The 21,353-nt window shown below is 76.1% G+C and carries 12 protein-coding genes; all 12 read left to right on the forward strand.

Going from position 1 to position 21,353, the window contains the following annotated elements; translation table 11 throughout:
* The first annotated feature begins 79 nt into the window (after positions 1 to 79).
* Positions 80 to 805 (forward strand): Crp/Fnr family transcriptional regulator, encoded by a 726-nt coding sequence (locus ACZ6J5_RS15820; protein ID WP_469391713.1) that lies wholly within the window; start codon positions 80 to 82, stop codon positions 803 to 805.
* 85 nt (positions 806 to 890) lie between these two features.
* Positions 891 to 1,757, forward strand: a complete 867-nt coding sequence (locus ACZ6J5_RS15825) for a nucleotidyl cyclase domain-containing protein (RefSeq protein WP_469391715.1) — start codon at positions 891 to 893, stop codon at positions 1,755 to 1,757.
* Positions 1,754 to 4,117: a hypothetical protein gene (locus ACZ6J5_RS15830; protein ID WP_469391717.1), complete on the forward strand. Its 2,364-nt coding sequence runs from the start codon at positions 1,754 to 1,756 to the stop codon at positions 4,115 to 4,117. Before ACZ6J5_RS15825 ends, ACZ6J5_RS15830 begins: the two co-directional genes overlap by 4 nt.
* Positions 4,114 to 5,499: a hypothetical protein gene (locus ACZ6J5_RS15835; RefSeq protein WP_469391719.1), complete on the forward strand. Its 1,386-nt coding sequence runs from the start codon at positions 4,114 to 4,116 to the stop codon at positions 5,497 to 5,499. The genes ACZ6J5_RS15830 and ACZ6J5_RS15835 overlap by 4 nt, the downstream gene beginning before the upstream one ends.
* Positions 5,496 to 6,080 carry a Pycsar system effector family protein gene (locus ACZ6J5_RS15840; RefSeq protein WP_469391721.1) on the forward strand — a complete coding sequence of 195 codons (585 nt, stop codon included), beginning with the start codon at positions 5,496 to 5,498 and terminating at the stop codon, positions 6,078 to 6,080. Before ACZ6J5_RS15835 ends, ACZ6J5_RS15840 begins: the two co-directional genes overlap by 4 nt.
* A 7-nt stretch (positions 6,081 to 6,087) precedes the next feature.
* Positions 6,088 to 8,574: a VWA domain-containing protein gene (locus tag ACZ6J5_RS15845; RefSeq protein WP_469391723.1), complete on the forward strand. Its 2,487-nt coding sequence runs from the start codon at positions 6,088 to 6,090 to the stop codon at positions 8,572 to 8,574.
* Positions 8,575 to 8,650: 76 nt separating this feature from the next.
* Positions 8,651 to 12,130, forward strand: a complete 3,480-nt coding sequence (locus ACZ6J5_RS15850; protein ID WP_469391724.1) for a tubulin-like doman-containing protein — start codon at positions 8,651 to 8,653, stop codon at positions 12,128 to 12,130.
* Positions 12,127 to 14,682 (forward strand): hypothetical protein, encoded by a 2,556-nt coding sequence (locus ACZ6J5_RS15855; protein ID WP_469391726.1) that lies wholly within the window; start codon positions 12,127 to 12,129, stop codon positions 14,680 to 14,682. The genes ACZ6J5_RS15850 and ACZ6J5_RS15855 overlap by 4 nt, the downstream gene beginning before the upstream one ends.
* Positions 14,679 to 16,775 carry a serine/threonine-protein kinase gene (locus ACZ6J5_RS15860; RefSeq protein WP_469391728.1) on the forward strand — a complete coding sequence of 699 codons (2,097 nt, stop codon included), beginning with the start codon at positions 14,679 to 14,681 and terminating at the stop codon, positions 16,773 to 16,775. The genes ACZ6J5_RS15855 and ACZ6J5_RS15860 overlap by 4 nt, the downstream gene beginning before the upstream one ends.
* The gene (locus ACZ6J5_RS15865) at positions 16,775 to 18,907 is read left to right on the forward strand and encodes a hypothetical protein (protein WP_469391730.1); all 2,133 of its coding nucleotides are present in this window, start codon (positions 16,775 to 16,777) and stop codon (positions 18,905 to 18,907) included. The genes ACZ6J5_RS15860 and ACZ6J5_RS15865 overlap by 1 nt, the downstream gene beginning before the upstream one ends.
* Before the next feature lie 48 nt (positions 18,908 to 18,955).
* Positions 18,956 to 20,188, forward strand: a complete 1,233-nt coding sequence (locus ACZ6J5_RS15870; RefSeq protein ID WP_469391732.1) for an arginine deiminase — start codon at positions 18,956 to 18,958, stop codon at positions 20,186 to 20,188.
* Positions 20,189 to 20,285: 97 nt separating this feature from the next.
* Positions 20,286 to 21,296 (forward strand): ornithine carbamoyltransferase, encoded by a 1,011-nt coding sequence (gene argF, locus ACZ6J5_RS15875; RefSeq protein WP_469391734.1) that lies wholly within the window; start codon positions 20,286 to 20,288, stop codon positions 21,294 to 21,296.
* The last annotated feature ends 57 nt before the right edge of the window (positions 21,297 to 21,353 follow it).

A 21,353-nucleotide genomic window follows, 5' to 3' on the forward strand; every position in this document is an offset into this window, starting at 1 on the left:
AACACTGTGACTCTGGTTGTCCCTTGGTGTGGGGAACGGGCACGCGAGCGAGCAAGTCGTGCGGGGGTGTGAGCGAGAGTTGAGTCTTTTCGGCCAGGACCGCTCCTTCCTCCACGCGCTTCCCGCGTCCGACCGCCGCGACCTGCTCGCCGAGGGCGCCCCGCGCTCCTACGAGCCGGGCGAGATCATGATCCGGGAGCGGGACACCTCCGCGTACGTCCTGGCCCTGCTCTCCGGCTGGGCGGTCGTCTCCGTCGGCACCGAGCGCGGCGCCCGGCTCATCCTGGCGCTGCGCGGCGCCGGCGAGGTCGTCGGCGACCTGGCCGCCGTCGACCAGGGCCCGCGTTCGGCCACCGTCACCGCGCTCGGCCGCGTCGAGGCCGTCGCCATCTCCGGCGACCGCTTCCGGCGCTTCCTCGCCACCCGCCCGCACGCCACCTCGCTCATCATGCGCCAGCTCGCCACCCGGCTGCGCAGCGCCGACGTCGAGCGCCGCTCGCTCGCCTCCGAGACCGTCCTGCGCCGGCTCGCCGCCCGCCTGGTCGAACTCGCCGAGCGCGCCGGCCGCCGGGCCGAGACGGGCACCGTCCTCGAACTCCCGCTGCCCCAGCACGATCTGGCGGCGGCCATCGGGGCCACCCGCGAAGCCGTCGCCAAGGCGCTGCGGCTGCTGCGCGAGCAAGGGGTCGTCGACACCGCCCACCGCACCGTGGTCGTCGTCGACATGCCCCTGCTCGTCCTCCTCGCGCAGGGGCGCGCACGCCCCGGCGCGGACTCCTCCGATAAATCACCCCCGGCTGTGTAAACGGCTACATCGCCCGCGCACGCCGGCCGCCAGGCTTGTCACGTCACCACCTCACCACCACGGAACCACGTCATGAGGAGTCCGAGTGAGCAGTACGGGAGCGAGCGCGGGAGCCATCCACCGGCTCGTCGTCTTCGGGGACGTCGTCGGCTCCGGACGCCTCGGCATGGACGAGAAGCGGCTGACCAGGGCGGCCATGTACGAGGCGTTCGGCGAGGCGTACGCCTCCGTCGGCATCGAGCCGGGCACCGTCCACCAGGAGGACCGGGGCGACGGCATCCTCGCCGCGCTCCGCCCTGACGTGCCGCCGACCCTCATGGTCGGCCGCTGGATCGACACCCTGTACGAGAGCCTGCGCGAGCACAACACGGGCCGCCGGGCACCGCTGCGGATGCGCGTCGGGATGAACGCGGGCCTCGTCCTCGACGACGGGCGCGGGCTCGTCGGCCGGGCCGTGGACCTCGCCTGCCGGCTCTGCGACAGCGCCCGCGCGAAGCAGATCATGACGGACGCGCCGGACGTGGACCTGCTGATCGTGGTCTCCGACTGGCTCTACCGGAACGTGGTCGTCGAGGGCGGGCGCTATGTGGAGCCCGCGCACTACCGGCGGGCGCCCGTGGTCGCCAAGGAGACCGACGAGGACGCCTGGTTCCACGTACCCCGGCGGCCGTCGCCGCCGCTGGGCGCGGAGGGGCCGGGGTGGCCGGACGCGCCGGTCGCGCCGGTCGGCTCGGCCGGGTCCGTCGCCCCCGGCGGGCCCGGGGGTCCGGAAGGTGACACACAGACCGGCGGTGGGCCGTCGCGGGGGGACGGCTCACCGCCTCGAAAGCCGCGCGTGGGCGGCGGGGACCGCACGTACACGGCGGGCCGGGACATGCAGGTCGTCGAGGCGGAGACCATCCACGGCGGCGTGACCGGATTCCGCACCAAGGGCAGGGGGGACCGGGCGTGAGCGACGACGACTTCGACCGAGGCGGCGCGGGCGCCGACGGTCCGGGCGGGCCGCCCGGCGGCGACGACCGGGGCGACCGGGGCGACCGGGCGGACCGGGGTGACCGGGGTGACCGGGCGGACCGGGGCGAGGGCTCCGACAAGGGCGCCGACGGTCCCGCCGAGCAGCCGCAGGCCAAGGCGTTCGAGAACGCCGTGCGCGGCTACCGGGGCGGCTCCGGCACCGGCGGCGCCGCCACCGCCGCCTCCGCGCGCCGCACCCTCGCGCGGGAGCCGGGCGACCGCCACACCTTCGTCGGCCGCGACGCCACCATCCACGAGGGCGACTTCCACTACAGCATCTCGCTCGGCGCGCGCCCCCACTTCGTCCACGGCGCCGTCCCGCGCGACACCCTCGACCACCTCGACGCCGTGTACTGCGAGACCGCCGACTACCAGCGCATGAAGGACCGGCTGCGCGGCAACCGCGTCCTGGTGCTCTGCGGAGAGCCGGGCAGCGGGCGCAAGGCCACCGCGCTCGCGCTGCTCGCCGAGGTCGCCAAGGGCCGGGTCTTCCGGCTCGACCCCCGGCACGGCGTCGACGAGATCACCGCCGACAACCTCGAATCCGGGGCCGGCCACCTCATCGAGCTGCTCGCCGAGGACGAGCGCACCGAGAGCGAGCCCCGGCACTCCCGGGGCGAGCGCACCGACCCCGCCGAGCGGCCCGCCGTCCGCGTCTCCGAACTGCACCTGGACCGCTTCGCCGGTCTGTTGGACGAGGCCGACGCCTACGGCGTGCTGGTCGTCGGCGGCGGCGACCTCGCCGAGCGGCTGCTGCGCGGACGGTACGGCGTCTTCTACGCCCCGCCGCCCGCCGACGAGGTGCTCCACCGGCACCTGCGGCTGCTGCTGCGCGGCGAGTCCGAGGAGGCCACCGCCGCCGCGCGGGCCCTCGCCGGCCGCGCGGACGTGGTCGCCGCCCTCGGCCTGGAGGAGCTCCGCCCGCGCGAGGCCGCCCGGCTCGCCGACCTCCTGGCCCGCCACCGGCGCGGGGAGCTGACCGACGAGCGGCTCCTGGAGGACTGCGCCGCGTTCGTGCGGGCCCAGGCGCGCGAGTGGTTCGCGGGCGCCGACCGGCCCGGCACCCTGCCCGAGGCGCTGCCCGTCCTCAACGCCACCGCCTTCCGGATCGCCGTGGCCGTCTTCAACGGCTCCGCGTACAGCATCGCGGCCGAGGCGGCCGAACTCCTCGCCTGGGAGCTCGCCGTCACCCTCGACCCCGGACGCCCCGCCGGACGGCGCCTGTTCGGCACCCACGCCGAGCACCGGCCGGTCCTCGCCCGCGCCGTCCTGGAGGACACCGAGCTCGACCTCGGCCCCGCGAAAGTGCCCGCGCGGGCGGTGCGCTTCCAGGGCGACGCCCTCGCCACCGCCGTCCTCGCCGAGGTCTGGCACGGCCACCACAACGTGCGCGGCCCGATCGCCCGCTGGCTGCGCGCCCTGTGCGACGACGAGCGGCCCGAGGTCTGGGTCCGCGCCTCCATCGCCGCCGGCGTGCTCTGCTCCTGGGACTGGATCCACGGCTACGGAGAGCTGGTCGCCCCGCTCGCGGTCCGCGACGAGCCGGTCGCCCGGATGGCCGCCGCGACCGCGCTCGCCGAGGCGGCCCGCGACCCCCTGGTCCGCCCCGCCGTCGCCGCCACCGTCAAGGAGTGGGCCGCCTCCGACGCGCCCGTCCTCGTGGAGAGCGCCCTGCTCACCCACGGCTACGCGCTGGCCGCCGGCGGCGTCGAGCGCTCGCTCGACGCCCTCGCCCAGGTCGTCAGGGACCACGACGCCGACGACGTCGAACTGCTCGGCCCCGCCACGTTCAGCGTCGCGAGGCTGCTCGCCTCCGGCGATCCCGAACCCGTGCTGCGCCGGCTCGCGCGCTGGCTCGACGACGGCCGCCAGAACCTCGCCAACCTCGTGCACATCACCCTGATCACGACCCTCACCACCCGCACCACCCACCTGTGGGGCCTGCGCGACGTGCCCGAACTCGACGCGCACGCGAGCCGCCCCCTCCTCGTCGCGCTGCTCGCCACCCGGCCCGAGCTCACGCCCGCGCTCGGCGCGCTGCTGCTCCGCACCCTGAACACCGCGCGCGCCGCCGAGGCCGCGCTGGACGGTCTCGGTGGCCTGCTGCGCCGGGCCGCGAAGGACGAGACGGCCCTCGGGCTCGTCTGCGGCCTGCTGCCGCTGCTCGCGGTGGAGCGCCGCGACCGCGACCGGCTCCGCGGCCTGCTCAACGAGCTGGTACGGGACCGGGACCGACCCCTGAACAAGAGCGCGGCGCGCCGCATGTGGGACGCCGTCGCGGAAGGAGCCAAGCGATGAGCGGAGCCGGCCAGGGCGGAGCCCGGGGCCCCCAGCACCCCGCCGGACAGCCGGGCGGACAGCCCGGCGGACAGCAGTGGGGCGCGCCCGACCAGCGGCGGCGGGCCGGCGCGTCCGGCGGCGCGCCCGGCACGGGCGCCGACGGCCCGCTGGGACCGCTGATCCGGGAGGTCGCGCCCCCGTACCGGCGCACCAGCGGCCTCATCGCCGCCGTGCTGCTCTACCGCAACGGCGGGCACCGGATCGTCTGGCCCGACCGGAACGAGGACAACGACAAGCCCCTGCTGCGCGCCCCGTACACGGTCTTCGAGGTGCAGCTCGGGCAGAACGTCACGGAGTTCTCGCTCAAGCTCCCGGCCGCCGGGGACGGGGCCTCGTTCAACGCCCGGGTCCGGGTCAAGTGGACGGTCGAGGACCCGTACCGGGTGGTGAAGGAGCAGGTGTGGAACGTCGCGGAGCTCCTCCACGACGACCTGCTCGACGGACTGCGCTCGCTCTCCCGCCGCTTCCGCCTCACCGAGGCCCAGCGGGCCGACGAGGCCGTCCGCGACGAGCTGAGCACCGGCCGGCTCGTCCTCGGCCGCGAGATCGGGCTGCGCACGCAGGTGTACGTGTTCTTCGACCTGGACGAGCAGGTCCGCGAGGAGATCGCCCGCGCCGACAAGGTCGAGGTGACCGTCCGGGCCGACGCCCGGGAGGCCGAGGCGGAGCTGCGCCGGGAGGAGTGGGAGCGGAAGAAGATCATGGCCCGCGCCGCCGACCTGGAGGACATGTTCCGGCGCGGCGACCTCGCCCAGATCGCCCACCACATGGCCAAGAACCCGGACCACGAGTGGGAGATCCGCACCCAGCTCACGCGGGAGAAGCGCGAGGGCCAGGCCGACCTGCTGGAGGTGTTCAAGCGGCTGCTCGACTCCGGCGTGCTCGAACGGCACGAGATCGACGAGCAGGCGTTCCAGATCCTCCAGCACCTGCGCGGCAGCACCGGGGCCGTCATCGGCGGCGTCGCCGACCGGGTCCTCGACTCCGCCCGGGGGCCCGGCCGCCGGGCGCTGGAGGCGGCGGCGGCCCCGGAGCCGACCGCGCCCCACTGGGACGACGAGGAGGCGCCGGACGGTCCGCCGGACCCGCGTGTCTACGAACCGACCCGGGTCCAGGCCTCGTTCGAGCGGGACGGGGACGGGGCTGCGGGCAGGGGTGGGTCCGGCGGCGGGGACGGGGCCGGGTACGGGGACGGTGGGCGGGAGCGGGGCCGCGGCCCCGCCCCGGACCCGGACGGGTACGCCCCCGAAGCCGGCCGGCCCGCCTCCGGCTCCTCGGGCTCCTCCGGCTCCTCCGGCGCGCGGCCGAGCGCGGACTTCGACGACTGGGACGACGAATGACCACCGCCGACCCGCCGGGTACGGGGCCCGCGGGTGCCCCCGGGCCGGGGCGCGCCCCCGGCCCGGGGGCCGTCCCCGCGCCCCCGTCCGGGCCCGGGTCCGGCGCCCTCCCCGCCACCGCGCCCCTCGAACTGCGGGGCATGGCCGAGCAGTTGCTGGCCACCGTCCGCGAGGACATCGGCCGGGCCGACACCAAGGCGGCGATCCTGCTGTCCGGTGCCCTCGCCTTCCTCGCGGTCGTCTTCTCCCGCGGCCAGGACCCGCTGCCCGGCGGCGGGCTCGCCCTGCTGGGCGCGGCCGGCCTGCTGTGGACGCTCGGCGTCCTGATGCTGGTCTCCGTCGTCCTGCCGCGCACCCGGTTCGGCGCCGAGCGCACCCTGCTGCGCGAGCTCACGGCCGGCACCACCGCCGGTGACCTGCGGGCCCGCCTGGAGGGCTCCGCCACGGACGCCACCGGCTGGCTCCTCGAACAGGCGAGCGTCCACGGGGTGGTGCTCGCCGCCAAGTACCGATGGCTACGGCTCGGCGTCGCGTCCCTCGTGCTCGGCGCCGTCCTGGCCCTCCTCAGCGAACTGTGGTGAGTTGACCATGCAGTGGAGACACCCGAGGGGCGTCCTGCTCCTCGCCGGGGCGCTGTTCGCCCTGTCCGGCCCGTTCGGCGGTCCCGCCGCCGCGGCGCCGGCCGGGGCCGCGTCCCGGACCCCGGCCGCCGAGGCGGCCGAGGGGCCCGACCCGATCGACTTCGCCGTCGTCGTGGACCAGTCGCGCAGCCTCGCCGACAAGGACCTGGTCCGCGAGACCGAGGCGGCCGCCGCGATCACCCAGGGCGAGATATCCGACCGGTCCCGCGCCATCGTGCTGGGCTTCAGCAGCGCCGAGAAGGCCGGGCAGGCGGCGGTCCGCGACATCTGCCCGATCCTCCCCGTCGACGAGGCCGGCCGCCAGAAGCTCAGCGACTGCGTCCAGGACCTGACCCGGCGCGACGAGGCCCGGATGGGCCCCGGCACCGACTTCCCGGCGGCGATCGGCCAGGCCGTCAGCCGCCTCACCTCGGGCACGGCGGCGAGCACCGTGAAGACGCCCGGGGCGCCCGCCACGCCCAAGGTGCTCTTCCTGCTCACCGACGGGAAGCTGGACGTCGGCGACAGCCCCGAGTACGGCACCGACCCGGCCGCCCGCCAGGCCAACGGGGCCCGGCGGCTCGACGAGGAGCTGGCCAAGGCCCGCGAGGCGGGCGTGCAGGTCTGGCCGCTCGGCTTCGGCACCGGGATCGACGAGCGCGCGCTGACCGCCATGGCCGAGGGCGGCTACCGGGGCGCCTGCTCCGACGTGCCCGGCTCCACGCCCCGGATGCGGGTGGCCGGCACCTCCGCCGAACTCGACGCGGTGCTCCAGGAGACCTTCGCCGCCGCCCGCTGCGCCCGGATCGAGCACGGCACCGTCGGCAAGCCGCCCGCCGACCTGTACGTCACCATCCCGCCGATCGCCACCGACGGCTCGCTCACCGTCGGCAAGCACGACCCGAAGGTGCGCGTCACGTACTACGACCCGGCCGGCCGCAAGGTCCCCACGCACGGCACCTTCGACGGCTCCACCTTCGAGGTCAGCGGCGAGGACGGGCCGGTGGAGGCGCTGCGGGTGCGCAACCCGCTGCCGGGCCGCTGGCGGGTCCGGATCGAGGCGCCCGAGGGCCACCGCGACCGGGAGGTCGCCGTACGGGCCATCTGGCAGGGCCGCCTGCGGTCCGTGCTCACCCTGGACCCGGCCTCGCCGCGCGCGGGCGAGCGGGCCGTGGTCGAGGTGCGGATGCAGACCAGGCGCGGGGTCGTCGTCACCGACCCCGGGCAGCTGGCGGGCATCGGCGTCACGGTCGAGCTGAGCGGTGCGGGCTTCGCCCCGGTCACCGCCCGCCTCGCCGACGACGGGAAGGCCCCGGACCGCCGGGCGGGGGACGTCCGGTTCACGGGCGCGCTCACCGTCCCGTCCGGCGCGTCCGGCGCGCTGAAGCTGGTCGCCCGGATGTCCGCGCCGGGCGTCACCTCCGACCGGCTCCCGCTGTACACGGTGACGACCGTCGGCACCCCCGAGGTCACCGCCGGGCTCTCCGTCGACCGGGTCACCGTGTACCCGGGCGGCACGGTCCGAGGCACCCTCTCCGTGACCAACAACGGGACGGGACCGCACACCCTGCGGATCGGCCTCACGGACGGGACGGGAGCCGCCGGGGACACGACCGGGGCCGGGACCGCCCCAGGCTCGGCGACCGGCTCCGCCGCTGCCCCGGCCCCGGCCTCCGGCTCCGGCCGGCTGGCGGTCTCCCCGGCCACCGTGACCGTCGCCGCCGGCAGCCGTACGACCGTGCCGTTCACCGTCACCGTCGGCAAGGGCACCCCGCTCGGCGAGCTCGGCGGCCAGGTCGCCGTCGTGGACGCCGCCGCCCCCGACCGGCCGCTCGACACCGCCTTCCTCGACGTCCGCGTCGAGGCCCCGCCCACCTGGTGGGAGCGGTGGTGGCCCTGGGTCGTGGGCGGCGCCGCCCTGCTCGCCGCGGCCGGGGCCGTCGTCGGCGTCCGGCTCGCCGCCCGGAGCCGGCGCCGGGTCCTCGCCGGCACCCGGCTCGAACTGCGGCGGGACGGGCGGACCGTGGACACCCTCACCATCCGGGCCGGCCAGAGCGCGGGCGGCGAGTTCCTGTTCGCCGTCGACGCGCTGCGGGGCGCCGCGCCCACCCTGCGCCGGGCACGCGGCGGCGGCGCCGCCCACCGGCTGCGCAGGACCGGCGCGGGCGAGCTGCTGCTGCGCCTCCACGGGGGCCGCGAGGAGCCCGTACGGCCCGGGGAGGCGGTCGCCGTCGAGGACTGCGAGCTCCTCGTGCGCGGCGCCTCCGGCGCCCGTACCACCCCTCGTACCGGCGGCTTCGGCATCCCCTGGCTCCGGCCCCGCCCCCGCCCCGGCACCCCGGGACCCGGCGGCGGGGGAGCGGCGGCGGACGGCGGCACCACCTGGCAGCCCGGACCCGCACCCGACCACGACGGCGGCACCGACACGAGAGGCACCTGGAACGGGGACTTCTGACCCCGCCCGGCGAGCGACACCCCCAACGACCGAACCACGGGGTCCTCAGGTCCTCAGGGTCCTTCAGGGAGACGACATGAAGATCTACCAGCCCATGCTCTTCGTCGGACTGGGCGGCACCGGCGGACGCATCGGCAGCGAACTGGAACGCAGCCTGCGCCGTGAGCTGTGCGGGCCCGACGGCACCGAACTCGTCGACGGCGGGCGGCGGCTGCCCTTCCAGCTGCCCGACTGCCTGCAGTTCGTGTACGCCGACTTCAGCGAGTCCGAACTGCTGCGCCAGCCGCAGTTCCGCGCCAAGGGCGCCGAGGGCGCCGCCTACGCCCGTACCTCCCGCATGGTCCGCGACCTGCTCCCCACCGACTACGACTCCTCGCCCGAGGTCACCCGGATGCTGCGGGTCGCCCTCCACGAGGAGACCCGGCTCTGGCTGCCGCCGCAGGCCCGCCAGCCGCGCGTGGCACCCCTGCACAACGGCGCGGGCCAACTGCCCACCGTCGGCCGGGCCGCGCTCTTCGCCACCATGCGCTCCGGCCTCGAACCCGTCCTGCGCCAGCTCCGCGAGGCCATCGGCGCGATCGGCAACTCCGCCGGCGACCTCCAGCGGGTCGGCGGCGGCCGGATCCGCGGCTGTGACGTCTTCGTCGCCTTCTCCGTCGCGGGCGGCACCGGCGCGGGCATCTTCTACGACTTCATCCACCTCATCGGACACGAGTTCCGCCGCTCCAAGGTCCCCGGCGTCAAGATCTACCCGCTGGTCGTCATGCCCTCCGCCTTCCCGCCCGAGGCGGGCGGCGGACGCGAGGCCGAACTCAACTCCGCCCGCGCCCTCGTGGACATCTCGCGGCTCGTCGACGACCAGAACGTGCCCGACGCCCTCGACGAGGTCGGGGACGTCGAGCAGCGCGGCCGGATCAGCGTCCACTACCCCGGCGACGGCGTCGTCGCCCTGCGCCCGTCCACCGTGCAGACCGCCTTCCTCTTCTCCAAGCCCGCCGTCATCGGCACCGAGGACCTGCGCCGCTCCATCACCGCCATGGTGCTGTCCCTCATCGGCACCGAGCTCAGCGAGGACAACGGCGCCGCGAGCCGGGCCGAGGACGACTACCAGTCCTTCGCCGCCAGCTTCATCAACAAGAGCGTCGAGCGCTCCACCCCGGCCCGCACCGGCATCGGCTACCGAGGCATGTCCACCAGCCTCGCCGCCTCCCTCACCGTCCCGGTCGACGACCTCGCCGAGATCGTCGCCGCCCGCCTGCTCGCCCAGGCCGTCCGCGGCCTCGGCGAGAAGGCCCGGCGCGGCGGACGCGAGGACAAGCAGCTCGTCCAGGACATGTTCAACCGCTCCGGCGTCGGCCGGCTGTGGAGCCGCGAGGCCCCCGACGTCCCCGCGCCCGAGCAGCTCCCCAAGGGCAGCCGCGCCATCACCCAGGCCCTGCGCGACCGGCTCGGCGACATGGAGGACTCGCTGCGCCGCCTGGAGTCCGAGCTGGCCCGGGAGGTGCCCCGGCTCACCGAGGACTTCAAGCCCGGCACCGCCGCCCGCGAACTCCTCGGCATCATCAGCCCGTTCCGCCTGGAGGCCGTCCTCAACGGGCTGCCCGGCCACCCCGACCGGGTCGCCTCCGTCGGCTTCACCGGAATGCTCGACAACCGGCGCAACGACCCCGAGCGGCCCCCGGACCTCCCGGCCGCCGCCCCCGTCATCCCGCACATCAAGCGCAGCGCCGGCGGCCTCGTCCCGGCCCGCTGGAGCGACCCGGACGTGCAGGAGGCGCTGGCCCGGCAGGAGGCCTGGTACCAGTGGCGGGCCCGCGCCCTGTGGCACCGCGCCTGGAAGGCCGGCGACTCCCAGTGGCGGCCCCCGCTGCTGCGGATACTCGGCGAGCTCGGCGAGCTCGCCAAGGTCCTGCGCACCCACGAGCAGGACGAGGGCAAGCAGTTCGCCGACCGGCGCCGCGAGCTCTACCGCGACGACCGCACCGGCATCTCCTATCTGCTGCCCCCGCAGAACAGCCTGCGCGCCTTCTACGACGACGTCCTCGACCGGCTCGTGCAGAGCGAGGGCCTGCCCGAGAACACCGACGCCGCCGGCCTGCTCGAACGGCTGGTCCGCCCCGAGGACTGGCGGCGCGCCCTCGACGCGGTGCGCCGCTCGCCCGGCGCCGCCGTCAAGGAGATCAAGCAGGTCGTCGAGCGGCGGGTGAAGAAGCTGTTCGGCGAGGCCAACGACGACCGCTTCGACCGCCCGCTGCTGCCCTCGATGGAGCTGCTGCTGCGCGCGGCCTCCGGCGACGAGTCCGCCGAGTCCAAGGTGGACCCGCGCTGGCTCGGGCAGTTCCGCTCCGCGCTCGCCGGGCTCCTCCCGGTCGGCTTCACCCCGGACGGCGGCGGCCCGCTGAAGATCCTCATCGTGCACCCGGCGAGCGAGTCCGACGGCCGGGCCAGCGAGTACCTGCGCCAGGAGCTCAACCTGCCGCCGCGCGCCACCCAGGAGTACCGGGCCGTCGACACCGACTCCCTGACCGTCGTCCTCTTCCGCAGCGGCATGAACCTCACGGACATCTCCGAGGTCCGCAACGTGCTGACGCTCTGGGCCGAGGCGCGCGACTCGGCCGGCCAGGACGACTTCCTGCACTGGCGCCAGCGCCTGGGCTACCAGGACGACTGGCTGGTCTCCACCGAGGACGACCGGCAGCGCATCCTGCACCGCCTCCTCAACGCCATGTGGAACGGGCACATCCACACCGAGGGCCGCCCCGACTCCCCGGACCTGGTCCGCATCCGCCTCCAGGAGGGCGAGTCCGCGACCATGTCGCTGCGCCTGGAGGGCTTCGACGGCGCCCTGTCCAGCTGGGCCGGGCTGCTGCGCGCGTACGAGCGGTGGGCGCTGCTCGACGAGGGACAGATCATCGAGGAGTTCTGCGAGCGCCTGATGCGGGCCCTGCCCAAGGGGCTCGCGCACACCCCGGCGGCACCGGCCCCGCTCTTCACCCACTTCGTGGAGAAGGTCGCCCCGCGCCAGCTCGTCCTCCTCGACGAACTGGCCGCCGAGTACGGGGACGAGGACGCCGAATGGCTCGCCCCGCTGCGGCACTTCTGGACGGTCACCTACCAGGGCGCCCTCGACATGCGCTTCTCCGGCGCGGGCCGCGCCACCCGCCCCACCCTCCGCGCCCTCTTCGAACGGCACGCGCCGGGCCGGGGGGCGGCCGACGCGGGCCGGGGAGCGGCCGACGCGGGCCGGGGAGCGGCCGACGCGCGCCGGGGGCCGGAGACCGGCCGGGGGTCCGATCCGGGCTGGGGGGCCGAGCCCCCGGGCGCGGACCGGGATCCGGGCCGGGACGCGGGCTGGGATCCGGGCCGTGATGCGGGCTGGGACACAGACCGGAACACAGACCGGAACACAGACCGGGACACGGGCCGGGACGCGGGCGGCGGGCGCGGGGCTGCCGGTGGCGGGGCGGGGCGGGACCGCGGGCCGTCCGCGTCCGGACCGGAGTACGCGCCCGAGGACGGCGGCTACCCCTGGGACCTGGAGGGGGACGACGAGTGAGCGACCGCGCCCCCCTGGACCAGCCCGTACCGGGCCACGCCGTCCTGCTCGACCTGCGGGCCGGCGGCTACGCCCCCGCGCACGCCGACCGAGGCGCCGACGCGGCCGTGCACCGGGCGCTCGCCGCCCCGCAGCCCGGCGGCGAGCGCCGCTTCCTCGTCGTCGACGACGCCGACCGGCTCGTCGCCCACCAGCTCCTCTACGAACGCCTCTCCTCCTACGGCCCCGCGCAGATCGTCTGCCTGGCCGTGGGCGCGCCGGGGGAGCGGACCCTGCGCCGCTCCCTGACCCTGCGGCCCCCCGCCGCCGGGGTGCTCTGGCTGCTCGACGACTTCCGGGGCCCCGGCGCGGACGCCCTGCGCCCGCTCGTGGACGTGCTCGCCACCCCCGAGGTCTTCGACGCCGTGCTCCGGAGCCTCGGCCGGGTGGTGCACGGGGTCGCCGTCCCCTCCGTCCGGATCCTGGAGCACGACCTCACCGACGAGGCGCGGGAGCGCGCCTGGCGGCAGGCGATCGAGGCGCTCACCGGGCCCGAGGTCCCCACCCCCGCCTCCATCGGCCAGGTCCCCGGCGAACTGGCCCTGCTGCTCGACGAGTCCGTGCCCCGCTCGCTCGCCGGACACGCCTGGCTGCCCGCCCACGGCCAGGCCGGGGCCCAGCTGAGCGCCTGCGAGGACGCCCTCGACGAGGCGGTCGAGGCGCACGCCCGGGTGCGCGGCCCGGCGGGGCTGCTCGGCGCGGCCGGCCGGGACGCCGACCTGCCCGGGGACATCGAGCGGCTGACGCTGGCCCTCGCCCGCTTCCGGACCACCGTCGCCGAGACCTTCGCGCTCGCCGGCGGCACCCGGCCCACCGTCGAGGAGCGCGGCCTGCTGCGCGACCGGGGCGTCCAGCTCCCGGACCTGCCACGGGAGATCACCCGCACCGGCATCGTGCCCGCGCTGCGCGACCACACCCACGAGCTGCTCGGCCGGCGGCTGCCGCTGCGCTCGGTCGCCGCCCGGCTCACCGCCCTCGCGGCCCGCACCGCCCCGGCGGGCAGTGCCGCCCGGCTGGCCCGCCTGGACGCGATCTGCGGGCCGGTGCAGCTGGACCGGCTCGGCGGGCGGCACCCGTTCCTGGCCGGGGGCTCCCGGCCCGCCGCCGCGCTGGTGACCGGCGTCCTCGCCGCCCTGGCGGGGGTGTGGCCCGGGGCGGGCTGGGTCCTCGGCCCGGTCGTCGGCCTGCTCGCCGCGCTGCTGGCCCACCGGATGCTGCGCCGCCGGCCGAACCGCTCGCCTGACGGACGCCTCGACGGCGGCGGGAGCACCGGCACCGCGCCCCGGCTTTTCGGCGGCCTCGTCGGCGGCTTCGCGGGGGCGGCGGCGGGCGGCTGGCTCGCCCTGCCCGCGTGGGCGGGCGCCACCGCCGCCGCGCTGGCCGCGGCCCTGGTCGTGCTGCTCGCCCTGCGCGACTGGACCCGGGGCGTGGACGACTGGTGGGACCGGGCGGACCCGGAGGCGGCGGGCCGGATCCTCAAGGAGATCCAGGGCCTGCTCGTCACCACCGCCGTCCACGACTGGCTCTTCGCCGAGGTGCGGCACCACTGCTCGGACGGGGCCGGGGCGGTCGCCCGGCTGCTGAAGGGCCTCGCGGCGACCGCGCGGTCGCACGGCGGAGAGCCGGACCCCGACCCGTACGGGACGGGCCGCCGCCCCGCCGACGAGCCCGCGCCGGGCGCCGCGCACCGGACGGAGGCGAACGGCTGGGACTGGGACGACTCCCCGGAGACCGACGCCTACGGGAGCGGGTACGGGGGCGGGTTCGGCAGCGGGTTCGGCGACGGATCCGGGAGCGTTTCCGGCAGCGGCCCCGGCGGAGCCGCCCACTCCGGTACGGCTCCTGGGGTGCCGACCGGCGGCGGAGCCCGCGCGGGAGGCGCCCCGGCGGGGGCCGCCGCCGGTACCGGTACGGGCGGCGACGCCGGGCCCCGCCCCGGGACGGCCGCCCCGGCGTGGCTGGAGCGGCGGTACGGGGACGGCGGCCCCGCCCTGGTCGACACCCTCGCGGGCGACTTCTTCGACGGCGTCGCGGCGCTCCTCGACACCTGCTGGGCGGGGATCGAGCGCGACCCGGGCAACGCGGGCCGGCACCCGCTCGACGGGCCGATGGCCGAGCTCCTCGACGAGGCCAGGACCCGGCTGGAACGCGACGCGGCGGCCTCCCCGCCGCCCGGGCGGGACCGGGGCGAGCGGCCCGACGCGGCCCGCCTGACCGGGGTCGCGCCGGACGCGGTCGCGCGCCTGATAGGCGACGACGACCCGGCCCGCACCGTCCCGCTGTGCGGCCCCGAGCACCTGCGGCTGCTCTCCCACGAGCCGGGCGCGGTGCGCCGGGTGCGGTTCGTGCCGGAGACCATGCGGCGCGGGACGACCGGCGACGACATCTGGCGGGGCGCCGTCGAGGACGTGGTGTGGACGGACTCCGGCCGCCACGCGGGCGTCCTGCGCCTCGTACCGCTGCGGGCGGACGTCGTGCGCACCGTGCGGGCGGAGGAGGGCGGGGCCACATGAGCGAGGCCGACCCGGAGGAGCTGGAGTTCCTGACCCACGGACAGGAGTGGTTCCGGGGCACCGCCGTCCCCGGCGAGGAGCGGCCGGCCCCCGGCCGGCCGCACCTCCTGACGCGGCGGCTGGTCCTGGACGACGGCCGGCGCGTCGTGCAGTTCCGGCTGCCGCGCGCCGCGCAGGGCGACCCCCGGGCGTACACCCTCCTGGAACGGGAGATCGCCGCCGCCGTCGCCCTCGAACGGCGGTACGGGAAGGAGAAGTTCGCCGATCTGTTCACCCGTCTCACCGGCTTCGACCTCGAAGGGCCGGAGCCCTTCGTGCTCTACCAGGGCGCCCCCGGCGCCCCGCTCGCCGACTGCCTGTCCCGGCTCGGCGGCGAGGAGCAGCAGAAGATCGTCGGCCAGCTCGCCGTCGCCGTGCGCCTGCTCGGCGCGGCCGGACTCGTCCACCGGTCCCTCGACCCCGGGACCGTCCGCTGGAACGGCGCCCACGTCCGGCTGGGCGAGCCGTACGCGGTGCAGCGCGCGGGCGAGCCCCGCGAGCCCTTCGGCCCCGCGCCCTGGGCCGCGCCCGAGCAGCGCGCGGGCCGGGGCGCCGCCGACACCCGCGACGACCTGTGGTCGCTGGCCAGGATCGCGTACTACCTGCACTCGGGGTACCCCGGCCCGCCCGGTCTCGCCGACCGCGCCGACGGGCCGCCCGCCGACCTCGCCGCCTACCGGGGGCTCAGCGCCCTCGCGCAGAGCGGGCTGTTCGCCCCGGCGGCGGCGGCCCGGCCGTCCCCCGCCGAGGTGCTGCGGCTGCTGCGGATGTCCGACCCGCTCGCCCGGACCGCCGACGCCGCCGACCCGCTCGACCAGGGCCGCGAGCGGTACGCCGCCGAGCTCGCCCGCAAGCGGGAGACCCTGCGCGAGGCGGCGGCCCGGCGGGAGCGGGAGGCGCGGGACGCGGCGGCCGGCCGGCCCTCGCAGCGCCGCCGCTTCCCGCGCTTCGGCCGCGAGCCGGAGCGGCCTGCCCCGCCCGCCCCGGCCGAACCTCCCGGCCCGCCCCCGCCGCCCGCGCGGATGTGCCCGTACTGCCTGCTGCCCGTCCACTACGACCCCGAACTCCTCGTCACCATCGACGCCATGGGCAACCGGACCCCGCTGGACCTCGGCGGCGAGCAGCGCCCCGCCCGGCTCAAGGACGCCCTGCGCACCGCCTACCACCTGTGCCCGCACGCCTCGGGCGAGGAGGCGCACGAACTGCCCGTCCCCTACCTCACCAACGGCGAGCCGCTCACCATCGCCTTCGTCGGCAGCTCCGCCGTCGGCAAGACGCACCTGATGGCCGCGATGCTCGGCGAGGTCGAGCTCGGCGGCCTGGAGCCGTACGGACTGCGGGCCCTGCCCCTCAACCCCGACGCGCACCGCGCCTACCTGCGCGACCGGGTGCAGAGCCTCCAGCAGGGCCGGCAGCTCGGCCAGACCGGGCAGCAGGACTTCGCCCTCTTCGCGGACGGCCTCCTCGTCTCCGCCCCCGGCCGCACCCCGCGCCCCGTCGTCTTCTTCGACCTCGCGGGCGAGGACCTCGCCCGCGACGGGGCGGTGACCAGCTTCCTGATGGGCGTGGACGCCTTCGTGTTCGTCGTGGACCCGCTGCGCGCCCTGCGGATGCCCTCGCTCGACCCGGTCCGCAACCTGTACCGGATGGCCCAGCGCGACCTCGGGGACGAGGCCTTCACCACCGTCCTCAACCGGCTCGAACGGACGGACGGCTTCGTCCCCGCCCCCGCCGCCGTCGCGATCAACAAGAGCGACCTGCTCCGCTTCGAGCCGGTGGTCGACCACTGGCTCGGACGGGCGCTGCCCGAGCGGTACGACGAGGGGGACGCGGGGGCCGAGAGCCGGGACGCCTACGCCTTCCTCCACCACCACGCCAGCCCCGCCTGGCTGCGGCCCTTCGACGACCACGCCCACTGCACCCTGCACTTCGTCGCCGCCACCGGGGGTCAGGCACGCGGCGACCGCTTCCCGCACGGCGCCCGCCCGCGCCGGGTCCTGGCCCCGCTGCTGTCCGTGTTCGCCGCGTGCGGGCTGCTTCGAGGGAGAGGCTGATGGCACGAAACCCCGACGAACTCGACCAGGTCGTCTTCCGCTGGGACAGCGGGAACGCCTCCGGCTCCACCGGCTTCGGCCCCGTCGCCTGGTCGGGCGAGCGGGCCGACGCGGAGGGGCTGTTCCACGCGGCCGGCTCGCTGCTGCGGGCCAGCGGAGAGGAGACCAGGCCGGCGCTGATCCGGCTCCAGCGGCGGGGCAGCGACGCGGTGCTGGTCCGCCGGCTGCCGTGGACCGACCCGCGCGGCGGGGCGTCCACCCTCTGCCACGCCCTGGTCGGCTCCCCGGACGTGCTGAGCCCCGCCACCTGTCTGGGGCTGCACACCTGGGACTGGGAGGGCGCCGCACTGCCCCTCGCCGAGGTACGCGACGGTCTGGGGACCGTACGGGAGCGGCAGCTCCTCGACGCCGCGCACCTCGGGCAGTCCGCCCTCGACGGGCGGATCCCCGAGGTCGCCGAGGAACTGGGCGGCGCGGCGGCCGAGCTGCTGCGCCACCCGGAGGGCCGCTTCACCTTCCTCGACGAGCGCGGCGACACGGCGCTGCCCGTGCTCTGGGGGCTGCACAGCATGTTCGGCCACGTCCACCGGAGCTGGACCTTCGCCAGTCATGACACGGCCGAACTCCCCGCCATCCGCTTCGTGTTCGTCAGCCGCTGGGCGGGCGCCGCCGCCCGCAACACCGACCGCCACCGCGCGGACCCCCGGCAACGCCGGGGCGACCCGGCGGAGTCGGCCGCGTCTCGGCTGGTCGAGCACCACCTGCGCGGTCTCGCGGCGGGCGACAACGGGGAGTTCGCGGTGGGCAAGGCGTTCCTGGACGCCCACACCCGGCGTCCGGACGCCCCGCTGCTGGCCACCGCCCAGACCGCCGCCGACACCCTCGACCACGACCGCCGTGCCCGCCCGGCCACCCCCGCGCGCCCGGCCCCGGCGCCCCCGGCCGAGCCGGAGCCCGTGCACGGGGGCGGCGGCGGGGCGAGGGAGGAGCGGGAGGGCGCGGGCGGTACGGAGCCCGCCCGTACGCCCGAGGAGTCCCCGCCGCACACCTCCCAGCCCACGCCCAAGCCCCAGCCTCAGCCTCAGCCCAAGCCCCAAGTTCAACCCCAAGCCCCACCCGAACTCGAACCCGAACCTCAACCAAGCCCCAAGCCCCAAGCCGCCACCTTCGCCAACTCCTCCACCTCCTCCACCCCCTCCCCTCTCTCCACCTTCTCCACGTCCCCCACCCCCTCCCCCTGGGCCGGCCCCGTGAAGCACGGGCGGCGGTTGCGGCGGCGGCGGGGGGTCGTCGTGAGGGACGGGGGGCTCGGCGGGCGGCTGGAGCGGGTGCAGAACGTCGGGCAGGCGAGGCCCGTCGTGCGGGAGGCGTCCGACGCGGACCTGCTCGCCGTGCTCCGGGGGCCGACGCTCCCGCGCGGCCTGCTCACCGTCCTGGTCCAGGAGGCCGCGTACCGCTTCTCCACCTGGAACCGGCGGCTCCGCGACGAGTTGCGCGATCTGGTCCTCGCCGAGGAGTACTTCGTCTTCCGCGTCCACCGGCATGACAAGGTCGGGCCCGTCGAGCGCGCCGCCGACGCGGCGGCCCTGCACCGCTGGGCCGTGCACCCGGCGCTGCGCGGCGCGAGCGGTGAGGCGGCGGCGCGCGAGCTCGCGGAGCTGCTCGCCCGGTTCCGGGCCAGTCCGCACCCCGAGGCCAGGGCCGTGTTCTTCATGATCGTGGGGGACGAGCGCGCGGAGCTGCCGGTGTCCGTGCTGCGCGGCCTGGTCCTCGGCGCCCACCGGTCCACCGAACGGGACCGCTCGTCGGGGGCGGCGGCAGCGGGTGGGCCGGCGCCCGCCCCGCCCCCGGCACGGACCGCCCCGCCGCCCCCGCCCCGCCCCGCCGAACCGCCCGCCGCCCCACTTCCGCCCCAGTCCCCGTCCCCGCGCCCGTCCCCGTCCCCGTCCCCGCCCCCGTCGTCGTCCTCGTCCCCGTCCTCGTCCCCGCCCTCCGACGGCCGGCGCTCCGACGCGCATGTGCCCGCGCCCGCCGGGCAGGGGCCGTCGCGGGACGGGCGGCTGATCGTCGCGGTGCTCGTCGCAGTCCTGGTGCTGCTGATCGTCGGCACCATCGTGGCGGTCGGGTCCTGACGCGGCGAGAACCACGCGCGAGCCGCCCGGCTCCGTCAGGATGGGCGCATGGGATTCCATGTCGATTCCGAGACCGGGCGGCTGCGCCGCGTCATCCTGCACCGGCCCGATCTGGAGCTGAAGCGGCTCACCCCGACCAACAAGGACGCCCTCCTCTTCGACGACGTGCTGTGGGTGCGCCGGGCCCGTCAGGAGCACGACGGCTTCGCCGACGTGCTGCGCGACCGAGGCGTCGAGGTGCACCTCTTCGGGGACCTGCTGCGCGAGGCCCTGGAGCTGCCGGCCGCGCGGGAGCTGGTGCTCGACCGGGTCTTCGACGAGAAGGAGTACGGGCCCCTCGCCACCGACCACCTGCGGGCGGCCTTCGACTCCCTGGACACCGCCGCGCTGGTGACGGCGCTGGTCGGGGGGATGACCAAGCGGGAGTTCCTGGCCGGTCACCGCGAGCCGACCTCGGTCCGCTTCCACGCCCTGGAGCTGGACGACTTCCTGCTCGGCCCGCTGCCGAACCACCTCTTCACCCGGGACACCTCGGCCTGGATCTACGACGGGGTGTCGATCAACGCGATGCGCTGGCCCGCCCGGCAGCGCGAGACGGTCCACTTCGAGGCGATCTACAAGCACCACCCGCTGTTCACCGGTCCCCAGGCGGGCGGCTTCCACCACTGGTCGGAGGGGCAGGCCGACTACCCGTCGACGATCGAGGGCGGCGACGTCCTGGTCATCGGCAACGGCGCGGTACTCATCGGGATGAGCGAGCGCACCACCCCGCAGGCGGTGGAGATGCTGGCCCGAGGGCTGTTCGCGGCGGGCTCGGCGCGCACGATCATCGCGCTGGACATGCCGAAGCGGCGGGCGTTCATGCACCTGGACACGGTGATGACGATGGTGGACCAGGACACGTTCACCCAGTACGCGGGGCTCGGCAACCTGCGCTCGTACACGATCGAGCCCGGTGACGAGGGGCGGACGCTGCGGGTGACCGACCATCCGCCGGAGCGGATGCACAGCGCCATCGCCGCCGCCCTGGGGCTCCAGGACATCCGGGTGCTCACGGCCACCCAGGACGTCCACGCGGCCGAGCGTGAGCAGTGGGACGACGGCTGCAACGTGCTGGCGGTCGAGCCGGGTGTCGTCGTGGCGTACGAGCGGAACGTCACCACCAACACCCACCTGCGCAAGCAGGGCATCGAGGTGATCGAGATCCCGGGCAGCGAGCTGGGCCGGGGGCGGGGCGGTCCGCGCTGCATGAGCTGTCCGGTGGAACGAGAGGCTGTATAAGAATTCTGAATTACGTATAGACTTCCAGGGTCCTGATCCGTGCGGGCGTCCACGCCGGCCCCGCGCGATCCCTCCCGATCCCCACCAGGAGCGCCCCATGGCCACCGACCTCACCGGCCGCCACTTCCTCAAGGAGCTGGACTTCACCGCCGAGGAGTTCCGCGGCCTGATCGCGCTCGCCGCCGAGCTCAAGGCGGCGAAGAAGGCGGGTACCGAGGTGCGGCGCCTGCGGGGCCGGAACATCGCCCTGATCTTCGAGAAGACCTCCACCCGCACCCGCTGCGCCTTCGAGGTCGCCGCCGCCGACCAGGGCGCCGCCACGACCTACCTGGACCCCGCCGGTTCGCAGATGGGGCACAAGGAGTCGGTCAAGGACACCGCCCGGGTGCTGGGCCGGATGTTCGACGGGATCGAGTACCGGGGCGACAGTCAGGCGGCCGTCGAGGAGCTGGCCGCCTTCGCCGGCGTCCCCGTCTTCAACGGGCTCACCGACGACTGGCACCCCACCCAGATGCTCGCCGACGTGCTCACCATGACGGAGCACTGCGCCAAGCCGCTGACGGAGATCGCCTTCGCCTACCTCGGCGACGCCCGCTTCAACATGGGCAACTCCTACCTGGTCACCGGCGCCCTGCTCGGCATGGACGTGCGGATCGTGGCCCCGAAGGCGTACTGGCCGGCCGAGCACGTCGTCGCCGAGGCGCGGCGGCTCGCCGAGGCGAGCGGCGCGCGCGTCACGCTCACCGAGGACGTCGCCGAGGGCGTGCGCGGCGCCGACTTCGTCGCCACCGACGTATGGGTCTCGATGGGGGAGCCCAAGGAGGTCTGGGACGAGCGGATCGCCGCACTCGTCCCGTACGCCGTGACCATGGACGTGCTGCGCGCCACCGGCAACCCGGACGTCGGCTTCCTGCACTGCCTGCCCGCCTTCCACGACCTCGGCACCGCCGTCGGCCGCGACATCCACGCCCGGCACGGGCTGACCGAGCTGGAGGTCTCCGACGAGGTCTTCGAGTCGGCCCACTCGGTCGTCTTCGACGAGGCGGAGAACCGGATGCACACCATCAAGGCGGTCATGGTCGCCACGATGGGCGACCCGGCCGTCTGAGCCTCGCGCTGTATGGAATTGCGCCCGATTGGGTGAATATGCGGGGTGGGGTCTACG

The organism is Streptomyces sp. NPDC042100, from assembly GCF_055582325.1.

Bases quoted from the DNA above. Each gene is read 5' to 3' on its own strand.
- ACZ6J5_RS15835 (WP_469391719.1), top strand. From the start codon at position 4,114: ATGAGCGGAGCCGGCCAGGGCGGAGCCCGGGGCCCCCAGCACCCCGCC.
- ACZ6J5_RS15840 (WP_469391721.1), top strand. From the start codon at position 5,496: ATGACCACCGCCGACCCGCCGGGTACGGGGCCCGCGGGTGCCCCCGGG.
- ACZ6J5_RS15845 (WP_469391723.1), top strand. From the start codon at position 6,088: ATGCAGTGGAGACACCCGAGGGGCGTCCTGCTCCTCGCCGGGGCGCTG.
- ACZ6J5_RS15850 (WP_469391724.1), top strand. From the start codon at position 8,651: ATGAAGATCTACCAGCCCATGCTCTTCGTCGGACTGGGCGGCACCGGC.
- ACZ6J5_RS15860 (WP_469391728.1), top strand. From the start codon at position 14,679: ATGAGCGAGGCCGACCCGGAGGAGCTGGAGTTCCTGACCCACGGACAG.
- ACZ6J5_RS15865 (WP_469391730.1), top strand. From the start codon at position 16,775: ATGGCACGAAACCCCGACGAACTCGACCAGGTCGTCTTCCGCTGGGAC.
- ACZ6J5_RS15870 (WP_469391732.1), top strand. From the start codon at position 18,956: ATGGGATTCCATGTCGATTCCGAGACCGGGCGGCTGCGCCGCGTCATC.
- argF (WP_469391734.1), top strand. From the start codon at position 20,286: ATGGCCACCGACCTCACCGGCCGCCACTTCCTCAAGGAGCTGGACTTC.